13 protein-coding genes are annotated in these 14777 nt (G+C 44.0%); 9 read left to right on the forward strand and 4 right to left on the reverse strand.

Going from position 1 to position 14777, the window contains the following annotated elements; translation table 11 throughout:
* Positions 1 to 149 precede the first annotated feature (149 nt).
* The 3 genes from NSQ99_RS02980 (at position 150) to NSQ99_RS02990 (ending at position 3159) form a co-directional block, all read left to right on the forward strand.
* Positions 150 to 2045, forward strand: a complete 1896-nt coding sequence (locus NSQ99_RS02980; RefSeq protein WP_340834948.1) for a heavy metal translocating P-type ATPase — start codon at positions 150 to 152, stop codon at positions 2043 to 2045.
* A 163-nt stretch (positions 2046 to 2208) separates the two neighbouring features.
* On the forward strand, positions 2209 to 2913 hold the full coding sequence (locus NSQ99_RS02985) for a Crp/Fnr family transcriptional regulator (RefSeq protein ID WP_340834949.1): 705 nt from the start codon (positions 2209 to 2211) through the stop codon (positions 2911 to 2913).
* 24 nt (positions 2914 to 2937) lie between these two features.
* Complete coding sequence (locus NSQ99_RS02990; RefSeq protein WP_251667041.1) at positions 2938 to 3159, forward strand: heavy-metal-associated domain-containing protein; 222 nt, start codon at positions 2938 to 2940, stop codon at positions 3157 to 3159.
* An 88-nt stretch (positions 3160 to 3247) separates the two neighbouring features.
* On the opposite strand, the gene NSQ99_RS02995 is transcribed toward NSQ99_RS02990, so the two are convergent.
* Entirely contained in the window at positions 3248 to 3982 is a 735-nt protein-coding gene (locus NSQ99_RS02995) for an SDR family NAD(P)-dependent oxidoreductase (protein ID WP_251667040.1), read from the reverse strand.
* 177 nt (positions 3983 to 4159) lie between these two features.
* On the opposite strand from NSQ99_RS02995, the gene NSQ99_RS03000 reads away from it, so the two are divergent.
* Positions 4160 to 4744 (forward strand): TetR/AcrR family transcriptional regulator, encoded by a 585-nt coding sequence (locus tag NSQ99_RS03000; protein ID WP_251667039.1) that lies wholly within the window; start codon positions 4160 to 4162, stop codon positions 4742 to 4744.
* An 86-nt stretch (positions 4745 to 4830) separates the two neighbouring features.
* Here the strand turns inward: NSQ99_RS03000 and NSQ99_RS03005 are convergent, their stop codons facing one another.
* Entirely contained in the window at positions 4831 to 5922 is a 1092-nt protein-coding gene (locus NSQ99_RS03005; protein WP_251667089.1) for a GntR family transcriptional regulator, read from the reverse strand.
* Between the two features lie 372 nt (positions 5923 to 6294).
* Between NSQ99_RS03005 and NSQ99_RS03010 the strand changes: the two genes are divergently transcribed.
* The 3 genes from NSQ99_RS03010 (at position 6295) to araA (ending at position 10446) form a co-directional block, all read left to right on the forward strand.
* On the forward strand, positions 6295 to 7911 hold the full coding sequence (locus NSQ99_RS03010) for a xylulokinase (RefSeq protein WP_251667038.1): 1617 nt from the start codon (positions 6295 to 6297) through the stop codon (positions 7909 to 7911).
* Between the two features lie 2 nt (positions 7912 to 7913).
* Positions 7914 to 8609 (forward strand): L-ribulose-5-phosphate 4-epimerase, encoded by a 696-nt coding sequence (locus NSQ99_RS03015; RefSeq protein WP_251667037.1) that lies wholly within the window; start codon positions 7914 to 7916, stop codon positions 8607 to 8609.
* 418 nt (positions 8610 to 9027) lie between these two features.
* A complete protein-coding gene (gene araA / locus NSQ99_RS03020; protein ID WP_340834958.1) occupies positions 9028 to 10446 on the forward strand; it encodes an L-arabinose isomerase in 1419 nt (472 codons plus the stop codon).
* A gap of 131 nt (positions 10447 to 10577) precedes the next feature.
* Here the strand turns inward: araA and NSQ99_RS03025 are convergent, their stop codons facing one another.
* The gene (locus NSQ99_RS03025) at positions 10578 to 11048 is read right to left on the reverse strand and encodes a phage tail protein (protein ID WP_340834959.1); all 471 of its coding nucleotides are present in this window, start codon (positions 11046 to 11048) and stop codon (positions 10578 to 10580) included.
* A gap of 20 nt (positions 11049 to 11068) precedes the next feature.
* Positions 11069 to 11548, reverse strand: a complete 480-nt coding sequence (locus tag NSQ99_RS03030) for a GyrI-like domain-containing protein (RefSeq protein WP_340834962.1) — start codon at positions 11546 to 11548, stop codon at positions 11069 to 11071.
* A gap of 108 nt (positions 11549 to 11656) precedes the next feature.
* Here NSQ99_RS03030 and NSQ99_RS03035 point away from each other — a divergent pair, with 108 nt between their 5' ends.
* Entirely contained in the window at positions 11657 to 12619 is a 963-nt protein-coding gene (locus tag NSQ99_RS03035) for a helix-turn-helix transcriptional regulator (RefSeq protein WP_340834964.1), read from the forward strand.
* A gap of 719 nt (positions 12620 to 13338) precedes the next feature.
* Positions 13339 to 14664, forward strand: a complete 1326-nt coding sequence (gene ltrA, locus NSQ99_RS03040) for a group II intron reverse transcriptase/maturase (protein ID WP_251670020.1) — start codon at positions 13339 to 13341, stop codon at positions 14662 to 14664.
* Positions 14665 to 14777: the final 113 nt, after the last annotated feature.

Raw genomic sequence — 14777 nt, forward strand, 5'->3', positions numbered from 1 at the left:
AATAGGGCGCTTACCTATGCGGTAGCGCTCTTTTTGTTGCTAGCAACGTAAGTTTTTATTATTTCTTGACCGGCGTCAATTTTATTTTCTTAATCATTCGATAAGATAGAGACAACCAAGAGGCGAACAGAATAGAGGAGGGAAGCAGAATGATGAAGGCCATTAACCGTTACACAAACAAGCTCACACTTCTGTCAGGGTTGCTTATTGCGGTGGGCTTCATGCTCATGGTCATGCAGCAGCAGACGGACTGGAGTAATGGATTTCTCATTGCTGCTACTGTCATCGGGGTTGCTCCCGTTGCAATGAAAGCATGGCAAGCCGTCAGACTGCGTACCTTTAGCATAGAATTGCTTGTTACGATTGCTGTAGTCGGTGCGCTTTTCATTCGCGAATACGTGGAGTCCTCGATTGTAACCTTTCTATTTTTGTTTGGTGCTTATTTAGAGAATCGTACGCTGCAAAAAACGCGCTCATCCTTAAAGCAGCTCATCGATATGGCACCGCAAGAAGCTCTATTATTACATGACGATGGCTCTCGTAAGCTTATCGGTGTCGAGGATGTGAAGGTAGGAGATCTGATTGTTGTTCTGCCAGGTGGGAAAATTCCAGTCGATGGAGTTATAGTGAAGGGTCGAGCCTCCATTAATGAGGCGGCAGTTACTGGTGAATCCGTTCCAGTCTACAAATCGGATGGTGATCGTGTATTTAGCGGAACTATTCTTGATACGGGTTATATCGAACTGATAGCCGAAAAGGTAGGCGATGACACGACATTTGCCAAAATTATTGAGCTTATAGAGGAAGCGCAGGATTCACAATCGAAGACGGAACGCTTCTTAGATCGTTTTTCGAACTATTATACCCCTGCCGTCACACTATTAGCGATACTAGTTTATATTCTGACAAGCGACCTACATCTGGCCATCACCTTTTTAGTTATTGCGTGCCCCGGGGCACTTGTTATTGGCGCTCCTGTATCTAACGTGGCTGGTATCGGCAATGGTGCCAAAAACGGTGTGCTGATTAAGGGTGGAGAAGTAATGGAGAGGTTGGCGAAGGTCGATACATTAGTATTTGATAAAACCGGAACGCTAACGAAAGGCAAGCCTGAAGTAACCGATGTTCATACTTTCGGTGCTAAGTCAGCTATAGAAGTTTTAGCATACGTAGCGAAAGCGGAAACGGTCTCGGAGCATCATCTAGGTCAGACGATCGTCAAGACTGCGGTGAATCGTGGTGTAGATCTTAGCTCGTATCAGCTTACGGATAGTGAAGCCATTAAAGGACATGGCATAGTCGCCACGGTTAACAAGCATCATATCGTAGCGGGGAATAGAAAGCTTATGGATGCGCGGCAAATTGACATCGATGCGCATGCAGGCCAGTATGCAATCAGCCGGGAATTGTTAGGAAACACCGCGGTATTTGTAGCGATGAATGGCGTGCTTGAAGCCATCATATCGATAGCAGATCAAATCCGAGATGATGCGCATGAGGCATTAGCAACGATGAGAACCAATGGCGTGAAGCGAATCATAATGCTCACTGGCGATAACCGTCATACGGCAAAAGCTGTCGCTAATCAGCTGGGTATTGATGAGTTTTATGCCGAGCTGCTGCCGAGCGATAAGGTTGCTTATGTAAATAAGCTGAAAGAAGAGGGTGCTATTGTCGCCATGGCTGGTGATGGAGTCAATGATGCCCCCGCGATTGCTGCAGCAAATATAGGAATCGCGATGGGTGAGGGTGGGACGGATATATCTATGGAGACTGCTGATGTGGTGCTCATGGCGGATAAGTTTTCACAATATGCTCATGCCTATGTGTTATCTAAGAAAGCGATACGTAACATGCGTCAAAATATAGCGATTGCTTTAGCAGTTGTAGTGATCCTTCTGGTCGGTGTTCTTGGCGGGCATGTGCATTTGGCTAGCGGTATGTTCATACATGAAGGCAGCGTTCTTGTTGTTATATTGAACGCGATGAGATTAATCAGCTTCAAAGCAAGTAAAAGTAGGAGAGGAACTAGCCACAATCGGTAACTGCATTGCTGGGATGGAAGTAAGGTATAATGAGTTTACGGAAATTTTGAACGATACTAGGCAAAAAAATGCAACTATACACAACAAAGAAGATATTTATTAAGCCGTATTGCGTACGTAAACCGTTAGAACATATGCTCAACCTGAAGGAGGGTTCACCTGTATGGGAAAGGATGCTGGACAATCTGGACATAACTATAGGGATTGTATTCGATTAGTACCAATCTTTAATCACTTAGAGGATCAGGACATGGACCGCATCGTAGGATCTGCACAAACCAAGCAAATTAAAAAGGGCGAGATGCTATTCCGTGCTGGTGACAAGGATGATGTGCTATATATCATTCACACCGGAAAAGTAAGAGTTTACAGACTATCTGATACAGGCAAGGAGCAGCTTGTTCGTATACTGAATCCCGGTGACTTTACAGGGGAATTGGCGATATTCAGGCCAGGAGAAGTACATGAGAATTACGCCGAGGCGATGCAAAATACATCTATTTGCTTATTTAATCAAGCGGATTTGTTGGAATACCTAATAGAGTTTCCGCAAATTTCATTAAAGATTATTGCAGAGATGACTTCGAGGCTGAAGGAATCTGAAAAACAAACGGCACAGGTCTTTACGGAAAGTGTGGAATCCAGAATTATATCGTTTCTATTAAATTGTTTAGATAGCAATAGTGGGAACAGCCCAATCATTAAGTTGCCTATCTCAAAGAAGGATTTGGCATCCTACCTAGGGACGACACCAGAAACGATTAGCCGAAAGCTTGCTCATCTTGAGCAGGAGAATGTAATTGAACTGCTGCCTAAAAATAGCATTAAAATTTATGATTTAGATCAATTGCTGCTGTACGGTAAATAATACAGCCTAAAGGAGGAGATTAAAATGAAAAAAGCAGTTATGCAGCTTGAAGCGTTAACTTGTCCATCCTGTATTAAAAAGATTGAAGGGGCTCTCAGCAAAATGAGTGGAGTGGACGATGTTAAGTGTCTATTCAACGCGAGTAAAGCTAAAGTCGACTTTGATGATTCAAAGGTAACCGCTGATCAGCTGAAAGAAACAGTCGAAAAATTAGGCTATGAAGTGTTAACAATTAAGACAAACTAAGGTTTGCAGGGAATGACGAATTGGATAACATTATAAAAACGGCTTTAATCCCAATAGAACAAGGATTAAAGCCGTTTAATGTAACTACTTAGATCGTATCTTTACCGCCATCGACAATATAGGTTTGACCTGTAACGTAGGATGCCTCGTCTGAAGCTAAGAAGCAAACGACATTTGCAAGCTCGGAAGGCTCACCAATACGACGCATCGGAATAGCCTCCGAATATACTTTTAGCATATCATCGTCTACGTCTTTTAGAATACCCGTATTGACTACACCCGGAGAGATTCCATTAACGCGGATGTTTTCACGAGCATAATCGTGACCAGCCTGACGAGTCAGCATGAGCATCGCGCCTTTTGATGTTACATAGGCTGGAGAACCAGGCGTTGCATGACGAGATGAAATGGATACCGTATTGACGATGGAACCGCCACCATTTTGTCTCATATAAGGAACGGCATGCTTCATACCGAAGAATGGACCGTTGATGTTAATAGCCATGACACGATTCCACTGTTCCTCTGTATACTCTTCAATGTTGGCATAAGCACCAAGAATTCCAGCATTATTACATAGAATATCCAGCTTGCCAAATGTATTTACAGCCGTTTCAATTAAGCTTTTTACTTCTGCTTCTTTGGATACATCGACCTTAACAGCCTTTACCTTGTCACCAAAGGTTTTTTCAAGCTCAAAAATGCTATCTGTAATATCCCCAGCGACTACCGTTGCGCCTTCGTTGACAAACTTCTCAACAATACCATAACCAATACCTGATGCAGCGCCAGTTACAACGGCTACTTTGTTCTCTAGTCTCATCTCGAAAACCTCCTCAAAGGTGTATAGAATAATGTGTCTAAACAATGAACACCTTTAGGTTAGCATAGTATTCAAAAATTAAATGGACAACAGGGCTTGAAATGAGGTTTAACCAACACTTAAAGTAAAAGTGATGTTTATTTTTATTTGTACACCATGAGAGGAGGGGCCGATTACGTGAGCTATAAAATAGATAGAAGGATAAAAAAGACTAAAGCCGCTCTCAAGAAAGCATATATTATACTAATGGAGCAATTTACTGATCAGGAAATTACCGTTTCGATGATTGCGCAATATGCCGAACTAAATCGATCGACCTTCTATACGTATTATTCTAATAAAGAAGAACTACTAGAAGAAATTCTATGCGATGTATTGGAAGGCTTGAAGTCGGCTATTATGCTGCCATTCCATGTGAGTGAAACGATTAATGTAAATAAGCAAGCTCCGACAACGGTGTTAATCTTTGAATATATAGAAAGTAAAAAACGGGTATTTTATGCGTTGTATCATGGTCATGTGGAGTTTAAGACGAGGCTAGAACAATTATTTTTCGCTTTATTTTCGGAGGACATTAAGATGGAGATGCAATCTCCAATTGGCGAGGTAAATTATGATATGTTCCTGCGATATCAAACCAATGCTACGCTTGGCTTGATCTACTACTGGATTGAAAATAATTTTTCCTATTCCACTAAGTTTATGATGGACCAGCTTACTGTTTTCTCAAATACACAAATTATAAACCTAAGAAGGTTATAATATTAGAATGATGGACCGCCACTGTTAAACTTTGTGTGTTTAACAATGGCAGTCCATGTTATACGACGTGCGTTCAGGATATTCAACTATTCTACTTCAATCTCTTTAATCGTTTCTCCTGTAATAAGTTCAGGCTGGTAATAGGTTTTGGTCGGCAGATCCTTTTTACCCTGTAACGATTTAATAACCCAATCTGCGGCATCGCGCCCCATCTGCTCTTGCGGGTGCGTCAGCGTCGTCAGCTGTATATTGGCATTTTTCGCGATATAGGAATTGTCTTGACCAATAATTGATAAATCATCTGGGATAGAGATGCCTAGCTTTCGGCAAACATTTACGACTTCAAGCCCCACCTCGTCGTTGTAGCAGACAATCGCCGTCACATCATCTCGATTGTCGTTCAGATACACTTCCAGGTTAGCGGACAGGTCGGCTTTAGTGGCAGTATCGAAGGAGAGCACATGCTCCTGTTGAAACCTTAGTTTTGCCTCCCCTAAAGCTTTAATAAATCCCTTCATTCTATATTTCCCCTGTAGATCGTCCATTTTGGCAATGATACCGATCTGGGAATGACCCTTCGTAATGAGCTCCCGAGTTGCGAGATAACTAGACTGCACGTCATCCAAGCAGAAGAAAGGAACCTCCAGCTCTTCGTAATAAGCATTAATCATTACAAGCGGTACATCCTGCTCCTTAAAGGATAGGTAATAAGCGATGTTTGGATTGTAAACATTGCTTCGAGTTGGCTCTACGATTAGCCCGTCCACACCATACGACAGCATCATTTCCAAGGCCTTTTTCTCTTGTTCGATATCATTATTTGTGCTGGCTAGCAACAGAGAATAATTATCTTCATTCAATCGGCTTTCAATGCCGCGAATAATTGAAGGAAAGATGTAATCAGAGATATAAGTTGTAATGACCCCAATCGTCTTATTCATCGATCTTACACCGGCTTTGGAGCGGTAATGAGTGCTAACATACGTACCAGATCCCTTCTCGCTGCGTAGGAATCCTTCATTAGATAGCTCTAGAATTGCTTTTCTAACGGTTTGCCGGCTAACCTGATAGTTTTCCTGCAGCACGTACTCCGAAGGTATTCTATCACCGGGCTTGTATGTTCCCGAGAGGATATGGCTTTTTATATCATCAATAATAAGCTGATACTTTGGCTTCATCATTTCACTACTTTCATCATTGTTCAAGAAGTTGTACGTACATATTTTAGCACAAATTGTACAGGTTGCAAGTGCTGTCATGCTGAGCTATGCATGGGACCGTACATATTTATGCAATAAGCTCGAAAAAACAACAAATGAAGACAAGCTAACGAAGTGCAGCAATTATGTTAGTATAACTAAGGTATTGTATTGACAAATGTACGTACAGAAAATATACTAAGGCTGAAAAGATTATCTATTATAGAAAGCGCCTTCTTTCGGTTGAAATTCATAGGTTGTATAAGCGTAGCGAAGTCGATTTGAAGGTCGAGCTTATATGAATGACATAGGAAATGTAAAACGACAAATAGAGAGGGGATGTATATGATCATGAGTCATGTAGACTTGAAGGAAGCGATAACGAGAGGGGAAACCTCACTGGGCATCGAGTTTGGTTCTACACGAATCAAGGCAGTACTGATCGATCGTCGATTCGAAACGATTGCATCAGGCAGCTTCGAATGGGAGAACCAGTTGAAGGACGGGTATTGGACATACAGCCAGGAGGAGATTATTACAGGCCTGCAAACCGCTTATCGCGCTATGAAGCAGGAAGTACAGGAGCGATATGGAGTAAAACTTCAAACCGTTGGCTCGATTGGTTTCTCTGCTATGATGCACGGCTATATGGCATTCGATCAATCTGGAGAGCTGCTTGTTCCGTTCCGTACGTGGCGTAATGCAACGACTGGCGAGGCGGCAAGAAAGCTAACGGAGCTATTCCAGTTTAACATCCCTGAGCGCTGGAGTATTGCACATTTGTACCAAGCGATCTTAAACCAAGAGGAGCATGTGCCTCGTATTGATTATTTAACGACGCTTGCTGGATACATTCACTGGCTGCTAACAGGTAGTAAAGTCATCGGAATCGGCGATGCTGCTGGCATCTTCCCAATCGATGAGGCTACTCATCATTACAATGCGGCAATGATGAAGCAATTTGACGAGTTAACTGCGGCCAATGCGTATCCATGGAAGCTTGAGCAGCTTCTTCCGAAGGTGCTTCTCTCTGGCGAGCACGCAGGTGAGCTAAGCGCTGAAGGAGCAGCTATTCTAGATCCTGCGGGTGATCTACAGCCAGGTATTGCACTTTGTCCTCCGGAGGGTGATGCAGGAACGGGTATGGTTGCCACCAATAGCGTTAGAAAGCGCACGGGCAATATTTCCGTAGGGACTTCCGTGTTTGCGATGATCGTACTAGAGAAAGATTTATCGACGGTGTACCCAGAGATTGATATGGTGACAACACCTGACGGTAGTCCAGTAGCTATGGTACATGCCAACAACTGCTCAAGTGATCTTAATGCATGGATGGGACTGTTCCGCGAGTTCTCCGAGGCGATGGGCTATGGTGCAGATTCCAATAAATTGTTCAGTGTACTGCTGAACAAGGCATTAGAAGCTGACCCGGATGGAGGCGGATTGCTTAGCTACGGCTATCTATCCGGTGAAAATATAACGGGAATTGACCAGGGGCGTCCGTTGTTCGTACGCTCGCCTGAAAGCAGCTTTAATCTAGCTAACTTTATGCGTACTCATATCCTGACAGCCTTCGGAGCACTGAAGCTTGGCATGGATATTTTGACCGAGAAGGAAAAGGTAGCGATTGATAGTATATTGGCTCATGGCGGGTTATTCAAGACTCCTGTAGTGGGACAAAAAATATTAGCAGGTGCGCTTAATATTCCAATCACCGTCATGTCTACAGCCGGTGAGGGCGGGGCATGGGGAATGGCAATTCTCGCTTCTTATATGGTAAACAAGGATCAAGGAGAAAGCTTAGATCATTTCCTTGAGCAGAAGGTATTCAAGGATGCAGAGGGACAAGAGATTACCCCAGATGTCGTCGATGTTGAAGGCTTCCAAGTATTTATGGAACGTTACGTAGCAGGTCTTGCTATTGAACAGGCGGCAGTAGATCATCTGCTAGAGAACGGGAGGAAATAACGTTGTTAGAACAATTAAAAGAAGAAGTATATGAGGCTAACCTCGAATTGCCCAAGCACGGGCTAGTTAAATTCACTTGGGGCAACGCGAGCGCTGTTGATCGTGAAAGCGGCTTGTTTGTCATTAAGCCAAGTGGAGTGAGCTATGAGACGATGAAGCCAAGTGATATGGTCGTTGTTGACTTTGACGGTAATGTCGTTGAGGGGGACATGAGACCATCCTCCGATACAGCTACGCATGCGGTGTTGTATAAGCACTATCCGCAAATCGGCGGTATTGTACATACTCATTCGACATGGGCAACGATCTGGGCGCAAGCAGGGCTAGATGTACCTGTGATGGGCACGACGCATGCGGACACCTTCTACGGCGCAGTGCCTTGCGCACGCTTTTTGAAGCAAGAGGAGATTGACCGCGGATATGAAGCGGAGACAGGGCATGTCATTATCGAGACCTTCGAGCAGCGTGGTTTAGATGTGATGGCGATTCCAGCAATCTTGCTTCAAGGCCATGCGCCATTCACTTGGGGCAAGGATGTAAAGTCTGCGGTAGTGAACAGTGTTGTGCTGGAGGAAGTGTGCAAGATGAATCTATATGCACGACAATTGAACAACTTCGCGAAAGAACTGCCACAGGGTATTTTGGATAAGCATTATTTGCGTAAACACGGAAAAGACGCCTATTACGGCCAAAAGTAATAGAGGTTGTTCAAAAAGTTCAACTTTGATCACGAAGCAAGTACTGAATGGTTATTCGGCATCGAATATTGAATTCAGCCGAGCTTTCCGATGCTCACGTACCAATAACGTACGCTGTGCTCCTCAAGCTCTAGCTTCTTTCAATCTTCTCGGTGCTGAAAGCTGAACTTTTTGAACCTTTATTGAAGTGGTCGTTCAAAAAGTACAGGCTTGATGACGATGTAACGCTTTGTAGCTTAATCGGCGTCGAATATGAAGTCCTACCGAAAGCTCTGTTGCTCACGTACCAACACCGTACGCTGCGCTACTCGCTTTCTAGTATTACTCCATCTTCTTGGTCCTGAAGCCAGAACTTTTTGAACCTTTATTGAAGTGGAAGTTCAAAAAACCATCAATCATAGAAAAGAGGATGATTCATATGTCAACAGCTAAACAATTTTGGTTTGTCGTAGGTTCGCAGCATTTATACGGAGAAGAAGCACTTGCAGAGGTTAAGGCGCATGCACAGACAATGACGGATGCCTTGAATAATAGCGGTGTGCTTCCATATCCACTTGTACTGCAGGATCTAGCGGTAAGTGCAGATAAAATTACAAGCATTATGAAAGAGGTTAACTATCGTGACGAGGTAGCGGGTGTCATTACGTGGATGCATACTTTCTCACCTGCAAAAATGTGGATTCGCGGTACGAAGCTGCTGCAAAAGCCTTTGCTTCACCTTGCAACGCAGTACAATGAAAGCATTCCTTGGGCAACGATTGACATGGACTTTATGAACCTGAACCAAGCTGCTCACGGTGATCGTGAGTATGGCTTCATCAATGCCCGCTTGAATAAGCAAAATAAAATCGTTGTCGGCTACTGGGAGCGTCCAGAAGTGCAGAAGCAAATTGCAGACTGGATGGATGTAGCGGTTGCTTACAACGAAGGCTTCAATATTAAAGTTGCTCGTTTCGGTGATAACATGCGTAACGTTGGTGTTACCGAGGGAGATAAAGTAGAAGCACAAATCCAGTTTGGCTGGACGGTCGACTACTATGGTATCGGAGATCTTGTTCAGTACGTGAATGCCGTTACAGAGCAGGAAATCGACGCTTTGATGTCTGAGTATGCTGAGCTGTACGAGTTCGATTATGGCACAAACAGCAAGGAAGCTTGGGAAGCTAGTGTAAGAATTCAAGCTAGCTACGAGATTGCGCTTAAACGCTTCCTTGATGAGAAGGGCTATAATGCCTTTACTACAAACTTTGAGGATTTGCATGGCATGAAGCAGCTGCCTGGTCTAGCTGTACAACGTTTAATGGCACAGGGCTATGGCTTTGCTGGTGAGGGTGACTGGAAAACTGCTGCACTTGATCGTTTGATGAAGGTGATGAGCCGCAATCAAAACACAGGCTTCATGGAGGATTATACTTACGAGATGGCTGCTGGACAGGAAGCTATCCTGCAATCGCATATGCTTGAGGTTGATCCATCCTTGGCAAGCAACAAACCGAAAATTATCGTATCACCGCTTGGCATTGGCGATCGTGAGGATCCAGCTCGTCTTGTATTCGACGGTAAAGCTGGTGAAGGCGTCGTAGTATCCATGGCTGACTTCGGTACGCATTATAAGCTGCTTATTAATGAAGTGTCTGCATTCGAGCCGACAACTCCAGCTCCTAATCTACCAGTTGCACGTGTGCTATGGACAGTTAAGCCAAACTTCCAGGACGGCGTGAAGGCTTGGATCGAGAATGGTGGCGGTCACCATACTGTCGTTTCCTTGAATCTAACGACAGACCAGATCGTAACCTACGCTAAGCTGGTTAACCTAGAATACGTTGTTATTAAATAACACGCCCTTCATGCTACAAGGCAGAACAATCAATAACAAACATCGCTCTTATATATAAAATGAAAAAAAACCGTTTCTCCTTAGGGGGTGCCTGGCGCACCTCCTTTTGAAGAAACGGTTTTTACTATCTTCTAATACTCTCCCTTAATGACAAAGAATGAGCCCCGAATGGTTCCGGCTAACTTAGACTTCATCTTAGCGAATTTAAACTTTTTCTCCTCTAGCTCCTGCGGGATGTCCATCCCTTCAGAAAGCTTAAAGCCAACAGCTCGCTTAGGTTTAGGACCATCCAACGTATATAACACATTAAGCGCAAGACCATCCTCGTAAAAGACATACGTAAACCTAATGTTTTCTACTTGAAAAGAAGATGTTTCTAAAGGCCTGGCTGCGAACTCAATATTACGCTCCTCATGCAAGATTCGATTCACATAATCGAGGGCTTCCTTGCTTTCGCTAGCCGGAACGACGACAAATTCATGCTTGTATTTGTTCATAAAATAGCGGGCTTCATTAGCGCGCAAGCCGGCAAGCGCTTCTGCTACGGGAGATGATTCTAGACCAACGGTAGATACATTCTTAAAATCAACAAGATATGACATCGACAACCCACTTTCCAATCTTATTTCCTAACAACAGGAATCCACATCTCTCCGAACAATACGCCATCTCGCTCGCCCATCTGAACGGCTGTATTAGGTCCGCCAACGTATGCAACATTCGTTGCTTCAGGCAACACTTGACCAAAAGCCGTGCCGGTCAGCAAATGATTCAATTCATCAGCTGTATTCGCTTCTCCTTTAACAACGACATATTCCCCTTTAGGAAATTGAATAACTCTAGTCGCTTCAGGCAGCGTTACATCTGACAAAACACCTGCATAATGCATCATTTTGTTATTCACTGCCTCGTTTACGACAAAGATGTACTCATTTGCAGCTACAGCCTTTAGCTTATCAAGCGTTCCGTCTTGTTTAATGGATTCCCAGAAATCTGACTTTTCCTTGTTGATGCCTGCATAGTCTGTGTAGTCGCTCTTAAGCTCAACCCCAATTCCAAGTACTGTAAAGCTCTCTTTTTCCTCTAACGTGTAGTTTGCCATCGATAATCCCTTCCTTTTTCTTAAATTGGTTTCATGTAGTTATTTTCTTTTGTTAGGTTTATAATAGCGTTAAATCATGTCAAAAAGTGATACTGTTTAGGAGGCCCGATGAAAAAAGTTGAACGAATTAATACGATTATGCGTTACGTCAACAACCGTGCCCACTTTACGATTTCCGAAATTATGCAAGAATTCAATATCTCCCGTTCAACAGCGATTAGAGATATTAAAGAAATTGAAGCCATGGGGATGCCGCTAGTTGCGGAGGTTGGAAGAGACGGCGGTTATTTTGTTATGAATAACACGCTTCTGCCTACTGTTCGCTTTACAGATAATGAGGTTAAAGCTCTTTTTATTGCTTTTATGGCTACGCGCAATCAACAGCTACCTTATCTACAGAATCGCCATTCGATTGCGGAGAAGCTGCTCGGGCTCATCTCACAGCATCAGCAGGATGATCTTGTGCTACTGAATAGCGTGCTACTTTTTAGCAGCACAAACCCGCACAATCCTGACTTGCTCGATCTGTCAGATTTTCCTCACCCGATGCTAGAAAAGCTAATACAAACGCTTCTATTGGATCGTTCTTTAATGCTTTCCATTCAAGAAGGGGATGTGGTTAACACCTATCCGACCTACCTACTGCACCTTTATCAAGAGAAAAGCTTTTGGTTCATAGAAGGCTTTGATCTAGAGGAAGAGAGAAGAAAAATTTATAAGGTAGATCATCTTATTGATGTTCAGCTATACGCTTCCAAAAAAAGATTCAGTAAGAAAAAGATCTTAGAAAAGCTAAGCGAGCAAGAAGAGACGGCTAATCTTATAATCGAGCTTGGTCCAAAAGCGATTGCCCAATTCAAAAAGTACCGCCCCCTGAAGGCATCGATTAACTATACGAATCCTTATCAAACTACAGCTATCTTAAGGACATATGTTAATGTAAATCATGCCGAAGAAGTGACTGAAATAACGAATTGGATCTTGTTTCTAGGCGGAGATATTAAGGTCAAGCAAGTCCCGCAAGAAGTAATAGAGACTTTAAACGAGAGAATACGTATATTCTGCCCATAATTAGTGCGCATTAGAACGCATCAGATGTAATTTATATAAGAGAGGATAGGCTTGATACATCGAGCCTATCCTCTCTCTTTTGTGCGCTTGGCAGCGCAATCGACTAACGAGTGAAAGTCTCCAGCACACCGCAGGTGGCGGAAGTGCATAGCTGACGCATAGTGCGTAGTTCGCGAGAATGCGTGCGGAGGATGCGAAGGCAAAACCCGGAATAGGCGGTTTAACCATGTTGGCTGACGGAGTCGGATAACTCTGCAAAAGAAGAGGAAGTCCTGTACCACCATAGACTCCGTAAGTTAAGAGGACTGGATTCGGGGGAAAGTCGGTTGACGTGACCCAAGGAGATCTCATCATTTCCATATCAAGTGGTAACCATTGCTCGAGATCGTGAGGATCAAGACAATGTTAAGAGTGGTGAGAAGTCAGACGTAGGGATAGTAGTTACAAAGTTTGCCGGAAAGACCGCAAAGGCAAATGAATTGGCGCGATGTCGTCAATACAAGCTTCGACTCAAAAGGCGAAGACTTGTGTGAAGCCCGAAACCGTGGAAGAAGAGAGATGGAGAGAAGCCATGTGCCAGACAGAAGCCGGGGAGCTAGGATGTGCGTAGATCCGGGGAATGAACATAAGGAGAAGCCGTCTGGGGCGAGTACTATTTTGGAAATGAAGATTGCCGTAAGGCTACAAATCATGGAACGAAATCGGGAAGGAAAACGAACATGGAAGAACAAGGAACAACCAATCACTCTCGTGAAGGAGTAAATCAAAAGGAACGCAAATGGTACAGCCTCATCGACAAGATATGGGCGAAGCCAAACCTAGAGGAAGCCTTTAAAGAGGTCAAGCGAAACCGAGGTTCAGCAGGGATTGATCGAATGACCATCCAGGCATTCGAATCGCAGTTGGAACACCATCTAGAAGTGGTTCAGCAGACACTAAAGAACAAGACGTATCACCCAAAACCCGTACGTCGTGTCTACATCCCCAAAGCAGACGGAACGTCAAGGCCGCTGGGCATTCCTACCGTGGGAGACCGAGTGGTTCAAGCCGCAACGAGGCGCATATTGGAACCGATTTATGAATCAAAGTTTATGGATTGTAGCTATGGGTTTCGACCGGGAAGAAGTGCACACATGGCATTGAAGAAGATCCGTCAAGATCTAAACGATGGATATCGATATGTGATTGATGCAGACTTGAAGTCTTATTTCGACACCATTCCGCATGAGAAGCTCATCCGCATGGTGAAAGAAACCGTAGTCGATGGAAGTGTGTTAACTTTGTTGGAGAAATTCCTGAAGGCAGGTATCCTAGACGGTGGAAGCTTTCACCTAAATGAGCAGGGCACACCACAAGGGGGAGTCATCAGCCCTCTGCTAGCCAATATCTATCTACATCCGTTAGATCTGGCGATGACGGAACGCGGGCATCGACTGACACGCTATGCAGATGACTTTGTGATTTGTTGTCGTACGCAAAAAGGAGCAGAGCGGATTCTAAAATCGGTAACGAAGCTGCTAGAGAGAGAAATGGGACTTATCATTCATCCAGAAAAGACGAAAATCGTCAATAGCAAGAGGGAATCTTTCGAGTTTCTTGGGCATGAATTCAAACCAGGGAAATGGATGGTACCGTCAGATAAAGCGATGACAAAATTCAAGAAACGTGTGAAGGAAATCACAAGACGAAACCAAACGGTGGATGTGCAGCAATTGGTGAAGAAAAAATTGAATCCCTATCTCCGTGGGTGGGGCAACTATTTCGGAATGGCAGATGTACAGATGAGATTTCGGGATCTGGACAAATGGATAAGAAGAAGGCTTCGTTCTGTCCAGTTGCGAAGCTGGAGAAAGGTGCGGAAACTTCACCGAGAGATGCGTAGAAGAGGATGGAAAAGCCGTGACCTACCTGGGCTACGTATGACAGCATGGCGCAGTTCTCATTCCACTTATGCTCAATATGCGATGCCAAATCAATGGTTTGAAGAAATCGGTCTTTGCAGTCTATCTATGATTTACAAAGAACTTCATCCCCAGAGGGGATAGTCACTGGAGGAGCCGGATGCGATGACCCGCATGTCCGGATCTGTGAGAGGCCTATGCGCATGCGCATAGGCCTACTCGATTTGTTGAGTTTCACAGTTCTTTTAGATCCCAAT

The sequence above is a fragment of the Paenibacillus sp. FSL W7-1287 genome (assembly GCF_038004245.1).
GTDB classification, from domain to species: Bacteria; Bacillota; Bacilli; order Paenibacillales; family Paenibacillaceae; genus Pristimantibacillus; species Pristimantibacillus camelliae.